The organism is Blastococcus saxobsidens, assembly GCF_002938435.1.
Classification (GTDB): domain Bacteria; phylum Actinomycetota; class Actinomycetes; order Mycobacteriales; family Geodermatophilaceae; genus Blastococcus; species Blastococcus saxobsidens.
This window is the reverse complement of the sequence record NZ_POQT01000036.1, coordinates 33,428-47,742: the sequence shown is the minus strand read 5'-3', so window position 1 is coordinate 47,742 and position 14,315 is coordinate 33,428. Positions and strand designations below refer to the sequence as shown.

Here is a 14,315-nt window from a genome sequence, read left to right as displayed (position 1 = left end):
GCATGGCGTTCATCAACGGGATGACGGCCAGCTATCCGGACCTGCCCTTCGGCGGCGTCAAGCAGAGCGGCTACGGCCGGGAGCTGACCGAGGTGGGCATGTACGAGTTCATGAACGCCAAGACCGTGTGGATCGGTGGCCCCAGCAGCGACCAGGCCAAGGGCAGCACCGCCGGCGCCGCCGCCGAGTGACCTGCGTTCCTGCGCACGCGGGCGCCGGCGGGGCACAGTGGAAGGCGTGTTCGACGTCGACTGGATGGGGTTGCTGACCCGCGAGGTCCTGCGCGAGCGCGGCGGTGCGCTCGTCGCGGAGAGCTGCGCCTGGGCCGTGGGCATGTCCGACGCGCCGCACCACGAGCGGCGGGCCGGCCGGCTGGTGGCCACCGGTCTGACGGTGGGCGAGCGGGCGGCCCACGGGCGCCCGCTGGCCGGGGAGGAGGACGGCCGGCTGGAGCTGGGCGACGCCCGGCCCGGCAGCTTCCAGGACGCCCTCAACATGGTGGGCGGCGACGGACGGGTGCAGGCCGAGCGGTTCGACGACGAGGTGCTGGTCCCGTTCGTGCGCGAGACCTGCCGGCTGGCCGCCGAGCGCGCGCGGACGACGCGTGCCGCGGCCTGGGTCGAGCTGGCCGACGACCTGGGGGAGGACCCCGCCGATCCGGCCGGCGTCGTGCGGGCCGGGGGCTGGGAGGCCCCGCTGCGCATCGACGCCGAGCACCTCGTGCTGGCGGCGCTCGGCACGGTGCCGCTGATCGAGGTGGAGGCCGAGGGGCTGCCGCTGTCCCTCGTGCGGGCCGCGGAGGCGCTGGCCCGCCAGGCCGCGCCCGCCGAACCGCCGGCGGGTCCGGACCCCTCGCTGATCGGCGCCCGGTTCCTGGCCGAGCAGGCGCTGCGCTCCTCGGCGCTGCCGGTGCCGGTTCCCCCCGAGGCCTCCGACGAGCTGCTCGACGCGTTCGGCGCCGAGGGCCTGGAGGCCGACGAGATCCGCCGCATCCTCGCCGACCTGCCGCTGGCGCCGGGGACGGCGGAGCGGGTGGCCGCGCTCCTGGCCGACGCCGGCTGGTGAGCCTCCGCGGGGTGCGCCGGCGCGCGCCCCGCCGGGGGGTCAGACCTCCTCGACCTCGAACGCCCGCGTGGGGGAGACGAACTCCTGCTGCGCCTCGACCAGCAGGATCTCCCGCGAGCCGGCCGCCTCGGTCCTGGCCAGCAGCCCGAACACCGAGGCCGACGCCCGGGCCAGCGCCTCGGCGGCCGACCGGGTGTCCAGCCAGTGGGCGAGGAAGAGCGCGGCGATCGCGTCGCCGGCGCCGTTGACCGCCACGCCCAGCCGCGGCGTGCGGACCCGGAAGTGCCGGCCGCCCGCCGACGCCAGCAGGTCGACCGCGTCGTCCGGGGTGTCCTCGGCGACCAGCGACGTGGTGAGGACGACCGCCGGGCCCAGCGCCTGCACGGCGGCGACGGCGTCCTTCACCGACGACAGCGACCGGGTGGTGGTGCCGGAGAGCAGGTCGAGCTCGTAGTGGTTCGGGGTGACCAGGTCGGCGGCGGGTACCGCCACCTCGCGCATGAACTCCTCGATGCCCGGTCGCACGAACACCCCTCGGCCGACGTCACCGATCACCGGGTCGCAGCAGTACACGGCCTGCGGACTGACCGCGCGCACCCGCGTGACCGCGCCCACCACCGCGTGACCGATGTCGGCCGAGCCGAGGTAACCCGAGAGCACCGCGTCGCACCGGCCGAGCACCCCGCGGTCGGCGACGCCCTGCACCAGCTCGTCGATCGACTGGCCGTCGTAGACGCGACCGGTCCACTCGCCGTAGCCGGTGTGGTTGGAGAACTGGACGGTGTGCACGGGCCACACCTCGATGCCGAGGCGCTGCAGCGGGAACACCGCCGAGCTGTTGCCCACGTGGCCGTAGGTGACGTGCGACTGTATCGAGAGGACAGCTGTCACGCCGGAAACCCTGGCACACGGCCGGCGGCCGGCCCACCGCGAGCCCGGCAGGGTGCGGCCGCGGTCAGCCGGCGGCGGACCCCTCGGTGCGCACCGGCACCTCGAGGTAGGGGCGGGACTGCCACTGCGACCACTCGGCGCTGATGTCGCCGGCGGTGCGCAGCAGCTGCGGGAGGTGGTCGCGCAGCAGCTGCTCGGTGCTCGTCTCCGCGGCGTGCACGGTCACGTTCATGGCCGCACGGACGGCGCCGGCGCCGTCCCGGACGGGCACGGCCACCGACCGCACGCCGGGGGCCAGCTCCTCGTCCGCGAGCGCCCAGCCACGTGCCCGCACCTCGGTCAGCTCGTCGCAGAGCTGGGCCGGCGTGCGGCGGATCGGCTCGGGCAGCCCGGAACGGGTCCGCTCGGCCAGCGTCGCGGCCAGGTTCTCCGGATCGAGCGCGGCGAGCAGGACCTTGCCCTGCGAGGTCTGCACCGCCGGGAAGCGGGTGCCGACGTCCACCCGCAGGGCGATCAGCTTGGGCACGGCCACCCGCGCGACGTAGACGATGTCGGAGCCGTCCAGCTGCGCCATCGACGACGACTCACCGGTGCGCGCGACGAGCGCGGCCATGTGCGGCCGGGCGATGTCCCACAGGCCCAGGGAGCCGACGTAGGCCATGCCGAGCCCGAGCACCTTGGGGGTGAGCGAGAAGGCGCCGTCGGCGGACCGCACGTAGCCCAGCTCCTCGAGGGTCAGCAGGAGACGGCGGGCGGTGGGCCGGGCGAGGCCGGCCGCCGTCGCCACCTCGGTGAGCGACATGGCCCGGTGCCCGGCGTCGAAGCAGGCCAGCACGTCCAGGCCCCGGGCGAGGGCCTCGACGAAGTCGGGTCCGGTGCCGCGCCCCGCCATGTGGGTCCCTTCGGTCGGTGGTGAGGTCCGGACGCCGGCCGGCGATCCCGCACGCTCGGCGATGCCGGAAGTGTGCGAGACCGCCGGCTCCGTCGCCCGGGGTGGTGCCCCGGAGGAGGGAGGCCGGGCGGCCCCCCCGCAGGTCAGCGCTCGTTCCGCAGGTGCTCCTCGAAGACCTGCTCGCGGGCGGCGTGCGTGCCCTCCGACTTGTAGTCGGTGTACTGGTACGGGTTGTCCAGGACCTCGGCGTCGGGCAGGTCGGGGTACATCCCCGCGGCCCACGCCTCCTCGCCCAGCTCGCTGCGCAGGTGCTGCACGGTGTCCTCGATCTCGCGCCGCACGCCGGCGAGGTCGCTGCCGACCAGCGCATGGGCGTGCTTCACGACGCGGCCGTCGACGATCACGGTGTGCACGTCGCCCCGCTGGGCCTGGAAGGCCACGTGGCCGTAGGGGTTGAGCAGCGGGAAGGACACCGGGGAGGCGTCGTTCCTGATCAGCACGACGTCGGCCTTCTTGCCCGGCTCCAGGCTGCCCAGGTCGTCGCGGCCCAGCGCCGCCGCACCGCCTCGGGTGGCCCAGCGGACGACGTCCTCCGAGCGCAGCGCCAGGTGGGTGACGGTGTCGCCCTTGAGGTGGGCCTCGAAGTGCTCGCGGGAGCGGTCGGCGCCGAGGGTGGTGCGCATGGCGGAGAACAGGTCGCCGCTCCACCACACGCTGGTGTCCATCGACAGCGACACCGGGATGCCGTGCGAGCGGACCTGCCAGGTGGGTGGGTAGCCCTGGCCGGCGCTCTGCTCCGACTCCGTCGACACCGAGATGGAGCCGCCCGTGGCGGCGATGCGGTGGTAGGAGTCGGGGCTCAGGCTGGCCGCGTGCACGTACACCGTCTCCGGCGTCATGAAGCCGTGCTCGTGCATGAGCCGGATGCCGTCGTCGTTCGTCGCGCCCCAGACGCCGGCGTGCGTGGTCACCGGGAGCCCGAGCTCGCGGGCCACCTCGAAGGCCGCCTTCTCCGGGAAGGCGGGGTCGCCGGTGACGTCGAAGGCCAGCTGCAGGCCGAGGGAGCCGTCCGCGGCGTCGCGGTGGCGCTCGAGGAACGAGCGGACGGCCGGGTCGGCGGTCCACTCCCAGGGAGCGGCCTGGATGTTGCCGTACGCCAGGACGAATCGGCCGGGCACCGAGCGGAGTGCGGAGACGGCGGCCTCGGCATGGTCGACGGACTGCAGGCCGTGCGACCAGTCGACGGTGGTGGTGACGCCGGACTCGATCGCCTCCAGGGCGGAGAGCCGGTTGCCCGCGGCGACGTCCTGGGGACGGAACTTCCGGCCGTGCTCGAGGTAGTACCAGACGAAGTACTGGGTCAGGGTCCAGTCGGCGCCGTAGCCGCGCATCGCCGTCTGCCACATGTGCCGGTGGGTGTCGATCATGCCGGGCATGACGATGCCGCCGCGGGCGTCGATCTCCTGGGTGCCCTCGGGCACCTCCAGGGCCGGCCCGACGGCCGCGATCCGGTCGTCGACCACCAGCACGTCGGCGTCGGTCAGCACCGTCCCCGCGTCGTCCATGGTCAGCACCGTCCCGCCGCGCAGGACCACCGGGCGACCGGCCACCGGGGTGGGCTCGGAGTGGGTCATTCGTCTGCTCCTCGTCGTCGTCGTCACGTGCGCGGACCGTCGTCCGTAGAGCGGACGATGGAAGCGACGCAGGTCACCTTCCTTCGCCGGCCGCGTCGTGTCAACCGGACCGTGCGCGTCCGTGTCCACGCAGTGAGCAGCGGTTGACAGCCCCGCCGGCGCACAAGAGACTCGCTCGCAGATCGGCGGACGGCTGTCCGCGACGCGAGACGAGGAGTGGCCGACCACCCATGAGCGATCCCGGAGCACTGCCGCCGTCGTCGGGGAGCCCGCGCCCCGGTCCGCTGTCGGGGCTGCTGGTGGCCGACTTCTCCCGGATCCTGGCCGGTCCGTACGCCACGATGCTGCTGGCCGACCTCGGGGCCGAGGTGGTCAAGGTCGAGGGGCCCGGGGGGGACGACACCCGGACGTGGCAGCCGCCCGTGCGCGAGGGCGTCTCCACCTACTACCTGGGCGTGAACCGCAACAAGCGCTCGGTGGCCCTCGACCTCAAGGACGGCGACGACCTCGCCGCCGCGCAGGAGCTCGCCCGGCGGGCCGACGTGGTCGTGGAGAACTTCAAGCCCGGCGGGCTGGCCCGCTTCGGCCTCGACTACGACAGCGTGGCCGCCACGAACCCCGCCGTCGTCTACGCGTCGATCAGCGGTTTCGGCAGCGGCCCGGGGGGTCGCTCGCTGCCCGGGTACGACCTGATCGTCCAGGCGATCTCCGGGCTGATGAGCGTGACCGGCGATCCCGACGGCGAGCCCTACCGGGCCGGGGTGGCCGTCTTCGACGTCATGGCCGGGCTGCACGCCACGATCGGCGTCCTCTCCGCGCTGAACCTCCGGCACGAGACCGGCAGGGGGCAGCACGTCGAGGTCAACCTGCTCTCCTCCGCGCTCTCGGGCCTGGTCAACCAGACCAGCGCCTACGTGGCCGGCGGGGTGGTGCCCTTCCGCATGGGCAACAGCCACCCGAGCCTCTTCCCCTACGAGCCGCTGCCGTGCTCGGACGGCGACCTGATCGTCACCGCCGGCAACGACGGCCAGTTCCGCAAGCTCTGCGAGGTGCTGGGGCTGCCCGAGCTGGTCGAGGACCCGCGGTTCCGCCGCAACGAGGACCGCACCGCCAACCGGGACGCCCTGCGCCCGCTGCTCGTGGAGCGGTTGGCGACCCGCACCAAGATGGAGTGGTTCCGCGACATCATCGGCGCCGGCGTGCCCTGCGGACCGATCAACACCATCGACCAGGGCGTGGCCTTCGCCGAGGAGATCGGGCTGGACCCGGTGGTGACGGTGGGGGAGGGCGGCACCGCCGTCCCGTCGGTGCGCAACCCGATCCGGTTCTCCGACACCGCCGCCGCCTACCGCCTGCCGCCGCCGGCCCTCGACCAGCACGGCGAGGAGATCCGCCGGTGGCTGGCGAAGCCCGCGGGGGAGGAGCAGCTGTGACCGACGACCGGCCGGTCTACCCGACGGCGCTGGGCGCCTCCAGCCTGGAGAAGATCACGCTGCTGGGCTCGGACCTGGCGCAGGACGTCATGGGGTCGGTCGGCTTCGGCGAGCTGGCGTTCTGGCTGGCCACCCAGCGCCGTCCGAGCCCCGGGGAGACCCGGGTGTTCGAGGCGGTGCTGGCCGCGCTGGCCGACCACGGCTTCACGCCCACCGCCATCGTCACCCGGCTGACCTACCTGTCGGCGCCGGACTCCGTCCAGGGCGCCCTGGCCGCCGGTCTCCTCGGCGGCGGTTCCCGCTTCCTCGGGGTGACCGAGGACTCCGGCCGCTTCCTGCACGGCGTGCTCGCCGGGGTGGAGGGCCCGCTGCCCACCGACGACGAGGGCTGGGACGCCCTCGCCCTGGAGACGGTGACCGCCCAGCGCGCGGCCGGCCGCTTCGTGCCCGGCCTCGGCCACCACGTGCACAAGCAGGGCGACCCGCGGACCCCGCGGCTGTTCCAGATCGCCACCGAGGAGGGTCTGCACGGCCCGCACCTCTCGCTGTTCGCCGCGATCGGCCGAGTGCACCCCCAGGTGCTGGGCAAGCAGCTCCCGCTCAACGGCGCCGGGGTCTGCGGCGCGGCGCTGGCCGACCTCGGCCTGCCCCTGGAGCTGCTGCGCGGTTTCGCGTTGCTGGCCCGCACCGCCGGGCTCATCGGCCAGCTCGCCGAGGAGCTGCGGCACCCGGTGGCCAACGACGTCTTCCTGTCGGTGGACCTGAACAACCGGCCGGTCCCGCCGGACCCGTACACCCCCGAGCCCCTGCCGGGCAGCCGCCCGGCCCCCGACACCGCTGGAGGTCGTCATGGCTGAACTGGTCGCGGTGGTCGCGTCCACCCACCACCCGTTCTTCTACAAGGCGAAGACGTCCACGGGCGCCGACCGCCCGCCGTTCGCCGACGAGTGGGTCGCGAAGCAGGCGGCCTTCGCCGAGACGCTGAACCGGACCGAGCCCGACGTGCTGGTGATGGTCGGCAGTGACCACTTCCACCAGCTGTGGCTGGACAACATGCCCCAGTTCCTCGTCGGCAAGGCGCCCTTCTTCGACGCCAACTGGTACAACGAGGAGCGCGAGTTCGGGCTGCCGCGGATGACGCTGCGCGGCGAGGAGGACCTGGCCGCGCACCTGCTGCGCGACGGGCTGGACCGGGACTTCGACCTGGCCTTCAGCAACGAGCTGCGGATCGACCACAGCATCACCTGCCCGATCATCGCGCTGCGGCCCGAGGCCGACCTGCCGATCGTGCCGGTCTACACGAACATCTTCGCCCCGCCGCTGCCGCAGCCGAAGCGCTTCGTGCAGCTGGGCAGGGCGCTGCGCGAGATGGTCGAGTCCTGGGAGAGCGACAAGCGGGTGGCGATCATCGGCACCGGCCACCTGTCGCTCGAGCTGGGCGGGCCCCGCCAGTTCGGCGAGCACGGGCCCGACCCGGAGTTCGACCGCAAGGCCGTGGAGTGGATCGCCTCCGGCGACATCGAGGGCTGCCTGCGCGAGGTCAGCCTCGAGAGCCTGCACGCGCCGGGCAACGCCACCCACGGCTTCATGGACTTCATGCTGATGATGGGCGTGGCGGGCGAGGGGCAGAAGGCGGCCCACGTCGACACCCTCGACCTGTTCCACACCATGGAGGCCTACTTCACCTGGTACCCGAACGGAGCGCCGGCATGAGCAAGTACCTGCTCGACAAGTTCCTGTTCACCGTCGACCGCGACCCCGACCTGGTCGAGCGCTACCGCGAGGACCCCGCCGGCACGGTGGAGTGGTGGGAGCGGGAGATGGCCAACAAGCTGCTCAACTGCATCGACGCCGAGCGCAGCACCTGGCTGGCCTTCACCGACGAGGAGCGGCGCGCGCTGCGCGAGCACGACCACGTGACGCTGTTCCGGATGGGCGCCCACCCGTTCCTGACGCTCACGCTGTTCATCGCGATGTTCGAGCGCGACCACGGGCCGCTGGAGTACCAGCAGGCCTACGGCCGGGCGATGGCCGAGGCCGGCATCGCCCTCCCGTACCCCGACATCGCGACCTGACGTGCGCGCCGCCGTCCTGACCGAGCCGGGCCGGTCCCCGGCGTACACCGCCCACCCCGACCCGGCGCCTCCGGCGGGCCAGAGCCTGGTGCGGGTCACCGCCGCGCCGATCGTCCCGCTGGACCTGCTGTGCGCCAGCGGCACCTCCTACTTCGGGCGGCCCGCCGTGCCGTACGTCCCGGGGGTCCAGGGGGTCGGCGTCGTCGAGCGGTCCGACCGCTTCGAGCCGGGCACCCGCGTCTGGTTCGCCACCTCGGCCGGCATGGCACCGGGGGACGGGAGCCTGGGCGAGCTGTGCGCGGTCCCCGACACCGGCGTCGTCCCGTTGACCGCCACCGTCGAGGACTCCGCGATGGCCGCGCTCGGGCTGTCCGCGGTCGCCGCGTGGATGGCGCTGACCTGGCGGGCCGGCCTGCGGGCCGGTGAGCACGTGCTCGTGCTCGGTGCCGGCGGCGCGGTCGGCCAGTCGGCGATCGGTGCCGCCCGGCTGCTGGGCGCCGGCCGGGTGGTCGCCGTCTGCCGGTCGGAGGCCGCGCAGGAGCGCGCGCACGCCGCCGGGGCCGACGCCGTCGTGCCGCTGACCGGGGGCGTCGACGAGCTGACGGCCCGCTTCGCCGAGGCGAGCGGCGGCCGGCTCGACGTCGTCGTCGACCCGGTGTTCGGGGCGCCGGCGACGGCCGCCGTCCGGGCGCTGTCGGAGCACGGCCGGCTGGTGAACCTCGGTGGCTCGGCCGGGGACACCGCGGAGTTCTCCTCGGCCCTGGTGCGCAGCCGCTCCATCGGCGTGCTCGGCTACACGAACAACGCCCTCACCCCGCAGCAGCGCAACGAGGCGATCAGCACGGTCGCGGAGCACGCGGCCGCCGGCCGGCTGGCGGTCGCCCACCGGGTGCGGCCCCTGGCCGAGGCGGCGGACGCGTGGGCGGGCGAGGTCGCCGGCGGCACCGGGGAACGCGTGGTCCTCACGCCCTGAGCCGACGCCGCGGGGAGGGAGCCGCACGGGATTCCCACGTCGCGTCGCCATGACGATCTCCGGTTGAGCGAGGGGCGAGCTGGTCACCTATCCAGCGTCCGTTACCGCCGGGCGGTCGAGGTGCCGCCGCCCTGAGCAGGGGAGGCCCCGTGGCCGCACGCGAACCGCAGGAGATGGCCCAGGTCGCGGCCGCGACCGGGGCCAAGAAGGTCGACCGCAGCTGGGACCGGGTGCTGGTCAGCGCCTTCCTGGCCGGGGCCTACATCGGCTTCGGGGCGCTCGTGGCCATCACCATCTCCTCGGGCCTGGACCCCGAGACCTGGGGGACCCTGCCCACCCTGTTCACCGGTGCGGCGTTCACCCTCGGCCTGGTGCTGGTGCTGATCGCCGGCTCCGACCTGGCCACCGGCAACATGCTGCTCGTCCCGCTGGGGGCCATGAAGGGCAAGCTCGGCCTGGGCGACGTCGCCCGCAACCTGTCGCTGGTCCTGCTGGGCAACCTGCTGGGCGCCCTCGTCGTGGCCTACTTCCTCGCCGTCCAGACAGGGGTGGTCGGCGACGCCGACGCGACCGGTACCGCCGCGCTGACGCACGAGCGGCTGGCCGGCATCGCCGAGGGCAAGGCGCTGGGGGAGACACCGTGGCAGACCTTCCTGCGGGCGGTGGGCTGCAACTGGCTGGTCTGCCTGGCGGTGTGGATGTCGCTCTCGGCGTCGACGGTCTCGGGCAAGATCCTCGCGATCTTCTTCCCGATCATGGCGTTCGTCGCGATGGGCTTCGACCACGTGGTGGCCAACATGTTCTTCCTGCCGGCCGCGATCTTCGCCGGCGTCCCGGACATCGGCTGGGGCGACGTCGCCCTCAACTGGCTGCTGGCCGGGGTGGGCAACCTCGTGGGCGCGGTCGTGTTCGTGGCGACGTCGTACTGGTACCTGTTCCTGCGCGACGCGCCCGCCCCGACACCCGCGGAGGCGACGGCGGAGCCCGCCGAGCGCGGCTGACCACGTCGGACTGCGGCAGGAAGAACGCTGCACCGCTGCGCCGAGGCCTGCCGGCGGTGCGAGACCGCCTGCCGTGAGCTGCTCAGCAGCCTCGGCTGACGGCGACGGGTTCCGGTCGACCGGGGGCGGGTCCGGTCAGCCCTGCCAGGGACGCGGCGGGTGCAGCAGCATCAGCCGCCCGCCGTCGGCACGGATGCCGTCGGCGAGCGCGTGGAGGGCCCGCAGGCCGTCGTCGTCGGCCCGCTCCACCCCCTGCAGGTCCACGACGACGCGGTCGTGCCCGCTGCGGCGCAGCACCTCCACCGTGCCCCGGACCATGTCCGCGGCCCGCGTGGTCAGGTGCCCCTGCGCGCTGATCGCCCCCAGGCGGCCGTCGATCGTCTCGGTGAACGAGTCGCGGTCCGGCGTCGACCGGGGGTGGGGGCCTGAGCTCACGGTTCCTCCTCGACGTCGTGGTCCCGTGCTGCCGCACGGCTCCGGCACCGCGGCTCGACGAGCCCCCGTCCGCGGTGCCGGAGCCAGGGTGGCAGCCGGTCCGCGGCACCGGGAGGGCCGCACGGGGAACGTCACGCAGTCGTCGCATCCGCGCCCGGGGCCGGACGGCGCCCGTTCGTCGGCCGGCCGGTCATGTGACGAAAACGTGTCGGAGCGAAAGTGTGCTCCCCGCGGAAGGTTCGGTGAGGACGCAGGGGGGCAGTGCCCCGGCATTCGGACGGACACCGACTCGCCGGAGGACGCACGTGCGCATCGACCGGATCGCGGAACCCTGGGGCACCCGAACGCCGTACGGGCCGGGGGAGCAGTGGCCCACCCGGGTCGACAGCTACCTGGCCGACGGCCTGACCGCCGACGACGTCGACCGCTGGGTGCAGTCGGCGACGATCCTGCACTCCAACGGCGACGGCCTGGACATCGCGGTGAAGGACGACCGGATCGTCGGCGTCCGCGGCCGGGAGGTCGACCGGGTGAACCACGGCCGGCTCGGGCCGAAGGACCTCTACGGCTGGCAGGCCAACAACTCACCGGACCGGCTCACCCGGCCGCTGATCCGGCGGGACGGGGAACTGATCGAGTGCGACTGGGACACCGCGATGGAGGCGGTGGTCGGCCGGGCCAGGGAGCTGCTCGACGAGCAGGGCCCCAGCGCGATCAGCTTCTACACGACCGGGCAGCTGTTCCTGGAGGAGTACTACACCCTCGGCCTCATCGCCCACGGCGGGATCGGCACCAACCACGTCGACGGCAACACCCGGCTGTGCACCGCCACGGCGGCCGCGGCGCTGAAGGAGACCTTCGCCTGCGACGGGCAGCCGGGCTCCTACACCGACATCGACCACTGCGACGTCATCGCGCTCTACGGCCACAACATGGCCGAGACCCAGACCGTCCTGTGGACCCGCGTCCTCGACCGGCTCGCCGGCCCGAACCCGCCGCAGGTCGTCTGCGTGGATCCACGGGAGACGCCGGTGGCCCGCGCGGCCACCGTGCACCTCGCACCGCGCCCCGGCACCAACGTGATGCTGATGAACGCCCTCGTCCACGAGCTGATCGCCCACGGGTGGATCGACCGCGACTACGTCGGGGCGCACAGCGTGGGCTTCGACGAGCTGGAGAAGCAGACCCGGGCCTACACCCCGGAGGTGGCCGCCGAGGTCTGCGACGTCCCCGCCGACCGGATCCGCGAGGCCGCGCGGATCATCGGCTCCGCCGAACGGCTGCTCTCCACCGCCCTGCAGGGCTTCTACCAGTCCCACCAGGCCACGGCCGCCGCCGTCCAGATCAACAACATCCACGTCCTGCGCGGCATGCTCGGCAAGCCCGGCTGCGGGATCCTCCAGATGAACGGTCAGCCGACGGCGCAGAACACCCGGGAGGCCGGGGCCGACGGCGACCTGCCGGCGTTCCGCAACTGGTCGAACGACAGCCACATCGCCGACCTCGCGCAGGTCTGGAACGTCGACCCGATGCAGATCCCGCACTACTCGCCGCCGACCCACATCATGCAGCAGCTGCGGTACGTCGAAGAGGGCTCGATCCGGTTCATGTACGTGACCGCCACCAACCCGGCGGTCTCGCTGCCCGAACTCGCGCGGATCCGGTCCCTCCTGTCCCAGGACCGGCTCTTCCTCGTCGTCCAGGACATCTTCCTGTCCGAGACCGCCCAGCTGGCCGACGTCGTCCTGCCCGCGGCCACGTGGGGGGAGAAGACCGGCACCTTCACCAACGTCGACCGCACGGTGCACCTGTCCGAGAAGGCCGTGGAGCCGCCGGGGGAGGCCCGGTCGGATCTCGACATCCTCATCGACTTCGCGCACCGGCTCGGATTGGAGGACAAGGACGGCGCACCGCTGGTCAAGTGGAGCGATCCGGAGGGTGCGTTCGAGGGCTGGAAGGAGTGCAGCCGCGGCCGGCCCTGCGACTACACCGGCCTCAGCTACGACAAGCTCCGCGGCGGCAGCGGCATCCAGTGGCCCTGCACCGACGAGCACCCCGACGGCACCGAGCGGATCTACGTGGACGGCCGGTTCTGGGCGCAGCCGGACTACTGCGAGAGCTACGGGCGGGACATGGTCACCGGCGCGCCGGTCGAGGAGACCGAGTACAAGGCGCTGAACCCGACCGGCCGGGCCGTGCTCAAGGCGGCGGAGTACGTGCCGCCGCACGAGCTGCCCGACCAGGACTTCCCCTTCCAGCTGATCACCGGTCGCACGCTCTACCACTTCCACACCCGGACCAAGACCGCCCGAGCGCCGCAGCTGCACAGGGCAGCGCCGGAGGTCTGGGTGGAGATGTCGGCGAGCGACGCCGCAGACCGCGGGTTCGTCGAGGGTGACCTGCTGGAGGTCACGACACCGCGCGGCCGGGTGCGCGCGAAGGTGCGGATCAGCGGCATCCGCCCCGGCGTGCTCTTCCTGCCGTTCCACTACGGGTACTGGGACACCGCCCACGGCTCCGCGCCGGAGGGCGACGACGTCCGGGCGGCCAACGAGCTGACCCTCACCGACTGGGACCCGGTGTCCAAGCAGCCCATCTTCAAGACCGCGGCGGCGCAGGTGCAGCGGATCGCCACGTCCACCGGCCCCGCCCCCGCTCCCACGACCACGGGGTCCGCCCCGGTGAGCGGGCAGGTCCCGCCGACGACGGGTGGAGACGACGCCCTCGCGCACGAGCACGTGGGAGGACACGCGTGAAACTGGACATGGCCATCGAGGAGCTGCACCGCTCGGAGAACCACCTGGTCACCGTGCTGACGTCCATGTCGGACAAGCACAAGACCGACCACGAGGTCTTCCACGTCTGCCGCGACATGGCGGGCTGGTCGCGCACGCACGTCGCCGAGCTGGCGCGGAGGGGCCGCGACTTCGGCCTCGACCTGGACGCCGAGGCGTCGGAGGACCCCGGGGTCCTGGCCGCCGTGAAGCAGCGGGCGGCCGAGCTGACCGGTCGCCGGGCGACGCCCGGGCTGCTGCTGCTGGCCGACCTCCGCCACCTGTACCGCGAGGCGGCCGGCACCTCCGTGGACTGGGAGCTCCTGGCCCAGGGGGCGCAGGGAGCCAAGGAGCGGGAGCTGCTGGACGTCGCCGAACGGTGCCACCCGCAGACCCTGCGGGTGGCGCGGTGGGCCAACTCCCACCTCAAGGTCACCTCGCCCCAGGTGCTCGCCAGCTGATGGGCGACGGGCCCGACGCCGGCACGCGGATAGTCCTCCGGCCGCTGGCCACCCCCCTCCCGCTCGGCTTCCTGGCCCTGGCCCTGGCGACGACGATGTTCAGCGCGGTGCAGCTGGGCTGGATCCCGCCGGACCAGGGGCGGGTCGCCGGCTACACCGCGCTGTTCGCCACCGTGCCGCTGCAGCTGCTGTCGTCGGTGTTCGGGTTCCTCGGCCGGGACCCGGTCGCGGCCACGGGCATGGGGATCCTCAGCGGGACGTGGGCGGTCGTCGCGCTCACCACGCTGACCAGTCCACCCGGCGCGGTGAGCGCGGGCCTGGGCGTCCTGCTCCTCGTGTCCGGCGTCGCCATGCTGGTGCCGGCCGTCGCGGCGGTGGGCAGCAAGGTCGTCCCGGCCGCGGTGATGGCGCTGGCCGGCACGCGGTTCCTGGTCACCGCCGGGTACCAGTTGACCGGCTCGGCCGGCTGGCGGTCCGCGGCCGGGTGGGTGGGCCTCGCCCTGGCGCTGCTCGCGGTCTACGCCGCGCTGGCCCTCGAGCTCGAGGGTGCGCGCGAGCGCACCGTGCTGCCCCTCGGCCGGCGTGGTGCCGGCCGGGCCGCGATGGCGGGGGAGGGGCCGCTCCGGCCGGCCGACCTGCTCCGGGAAGCGGGGGTCCGGCCGCAGGTGTGAGACCGGCCGC

Annotated in this window: 15 protein-coding genes; 11 read left to right on the top strand and 4 right to left on the bottom strand. The window is 73.7% G+C overall.

What is annotated here, in order from left to right; translation table 11 throughout:
- Nucleotides 1-191, top strand: a 191-nt coding sequence (locus C5507_RS18180; RefSeq protein WP_158657642.1) for an aldehyde dehydrogenase family protein, incomplete at its 5' end; no start/stop codon positions are given.
- Between the two features lie 46 nt (nt 192-237).
- On the top strand, nt 238-1,065 hold the full coding sequence (locus C5507_RS18175; protein ID WP_104529917.1) for a hypothetical protein: 828 nt from the start codon (nt 238-240) through the stop codon (nt 1,063-1,065).
- Nucleotides 1,066-1,104: 39 nt separating this feature from the next.
- On the opposite strand, the gene pdxY is transcribed toward C5507_RS18175, so the two are convergent.
- The 3 genes from pdxY to C5507_RS18160 form a co-directional block, all read right to left on the bottom strand.
- Nucleotides 1,105-1,956: a pyridoxal kinase PdxY gene (gene pdxY, locus C5507_RS18170; RefSeq protein ID WP_104529916.1), complete on the bottom strand. Its 852-nt coding sequence runs from the start codon at nt 1,954-1,956 to the stop codon at nt 1,105-1,107.
- 64 nt (nt 1,957-2,020) lie between these two features.
- A complete protein-coding gene (locus C5507_RS18165) occupies nt 2,021-2,848 on the bottom strand; it encodes an IclR family transcriptional regulator domain-containing protein (protein WP_104529915.1) in 828 nt (275 codons plus the stop codon).
- Between the two features lie 143 nt (nt 2,849-2,991).
- Nucleotides 2,992-4,482 (bottom strand): amidohydrolase family protein, encoded by a 1,491-nt coding sequence (locus tag C5507_RS18160; RefSeq protein WP_104529914.1) that lies wholly within the window; start codon nt 4,480-4,482, stop codon nt 2,992-2,994.
- Nucleotides 4,483-4,712: 230 nt separating this feature from the next.
- Here C5507_RS18160 and C5507_RS18155 point away from each other — a divergent pair, with 230 nt between their 5' ends.
- From C5507_RS18155 to C5507_RS18130, 6 genes are all read left to right on the top strand, one after another.
- Nucleotides 4,713-5,915 (top strand): CaiB/BaiF CoA transferase family protein, encoded by a 1,203-nt coding sequence (locus C5507_RS18155; protein WP_104529913.1) that lies wholly within the window; start codon nt 4,713-4,715, stop codon nt 5,913-5,915.
- The gene (locus C5507_RS18150; RefSeq protein ID WP_104529912.1) at nt 5,912-6,772 is read left to right on the top strand and encodes a citryl-CoA lyase; all 861 of its coding nucleotides are present in this window, start codon (nt 5,912-5,914) and stop codon (nt 6,770-6,772) included. The genes C5507_RS18155 and C5507_RS18150 overlap by 4 nt, the downstream gene beginning before the upstream one ends.
- A complete protein-coding gene (locus tag C5507_RS18145) occupies nt 6,765-7,628 on the top strand; it encodes a DODA-type extradiol aromatic ring-opening family dioxygenase (RefSeq protein ID WP_104529911.1) in 864 nt (287 codons plus the stop codon). The genes C5507_RS18150 and C5507_RS18145 overlap by 8 nt, the downstream gene beginning before the upstream one ends.
- Nucleotides 7,625-7,990: a hypothetical protein gene (locus C5507_RS18140; protein ID WP_104529910.1), complete on the top strand. Its 366-nt coding sequence runs from the start codon at nt 7,625-7,627 to the stop codon at nt 7,988-7,990. The genes C5507_RS18145 and C5507_RS18140 overlap by 4 nt, the downstream gene beginning before the upstream one ends.
- Nucleotide 7,991: 1 nt before the next feature.
- Nucleotides 7,992-8,963 (top strand): quinone oxidoreductase family protein, encoded by a 972-nt coding sequence (locus C5507_RS18135; protein WP_104529909.1) that lies wholly within the window; start codon nt 7,992-7,994, stop codon nt 8,961-8,963.
- A 149-nt stretch (nt 8,964-9,112) separates the two neighbouring features.
- Nucleotides 9,113-9,964 carry a formate/nitrite transporter family protein gene (locus tag C5507_RS18130; RefSeq protein WP_104529908.1) on the top strand — a complete coding sequence of 284 codons (852 nt, stop codon included), beginning with the start codon at nt 9,113-9,115 and terminating at the stop codon, nt 9,962-9,964.
- A gap of 135 nt (nt 9,965-10,099) precedes the next feature.
- Here the strand turns inward: C5507_RS18130 and C5507_RS22465 are convergent, their stop codons facing one another.
- Nucleotides 10,100-10,399 carry an STAS domain-containing protein gene (locus C5507_RS22465; protein ID WP_158657641.1) on the bottom strand — a complete coding sequence of 100 codons (300 nt, stop codon included), beginning with the start codon at nt 10,397-10,399 and terminating at the stop codon, nt 10,100-10,102.
- Nucleotides 10,400-10,704: 305 nt separating this feature from the next.
- Here C5507_RS22465 and C5507_RS23205 point away from each other — a divergent pair, with 305 nt between their 5' ends.
- Genes C5507_RS23205 through C5507_RS18110 form a run of 3 tightly spaced genes read left to right on the top strand, consistent with a single transcriptional unit; the run spans nt 10,705 to nt 14,305 of the window.
- Entirely contained in the window at nt 10,705-13,155 is a 2,451-nt protein-coding gene (locus C5507_RS23205) for a molybdopterin oxidoreductase family protein (protein ID WP_104529906.1), read from the top strand.
- The gene (locus tag C5507_RS18115) at nt 13,152-13,634 is read left to right on the top strand and encodes a hypothetical protein (RefSeq protein WP_207225715.1); all 483 of its coding nucleotides are present in this window, start codon (nt 13,152-13,154) and stop codon (nt 13,632-13,634) included. The genes C5507_RS23205 and C5507_RS18115 overlap by 4 nt, the downstream gene beginning before the upstream one ends.
- The gene (locus C5507_RS18110; RefSeq protein ID WP_104529905.1) at nt 13,634-14,305 is read left to right on the top strand and encodes an acetate uptake transporter family protein; all 672 of its coding nucleotides are present in this window, start codon (nt 13,634-13,636) and stop codon (nt 14,303-14,305) included. The genes C5507_RS18115 and C5507_RS18110 overlap by 1 nt, the downstream gene beginning before the upstream one ends.
- Nucleotides 14,306-14,315: the final 10 nt, after the last annotated feature.

Coding starts and splice junctions, on each gene's coding strand:
- C5507_RS18165 (WP_104529915.1), bottom strand. CDS start 2,848: ATGGCGGGGCGCGGCACCGGACCCGACTTCGTCGAGGCCCTCGCCCGG.
- C5507_RS18145 (WP_104529911.1), top strand. CDS start 6,765: ATGGCTGAACTGGTCGCGGTGGTCGCGTCCACCCACCACCCGTTCTTC.
- C5507_RS18140 (WP_104529910.1), top strand. CDS start 7,625: ATGAGCAAGTACCTGCTCGACAAGTTCCTGTTCACCGTCGACCGCGAC.
- C5507_RS18155 (WP_104529913.1), top strand. CDS start 4,713: ATGAGCGATCCCGGAGCACTGCCGCCGTCGTCGGGGAGCCCGCGCCCC.
- C5507_RS18110 (WP_104529905.1), top strand. CDS start 13,634: ATGGGCGACGGGCCCGACGCCGGCACGCGGATAGTCCTCCGGCCGCTG.
- C5507_RS18160 (WP_104529914.1), bottom strand. CDS start 4,482: ATGACCCACTCCGAGCCCACCCCGGTGGCCGGTCGCCCGGTGGTCCTG.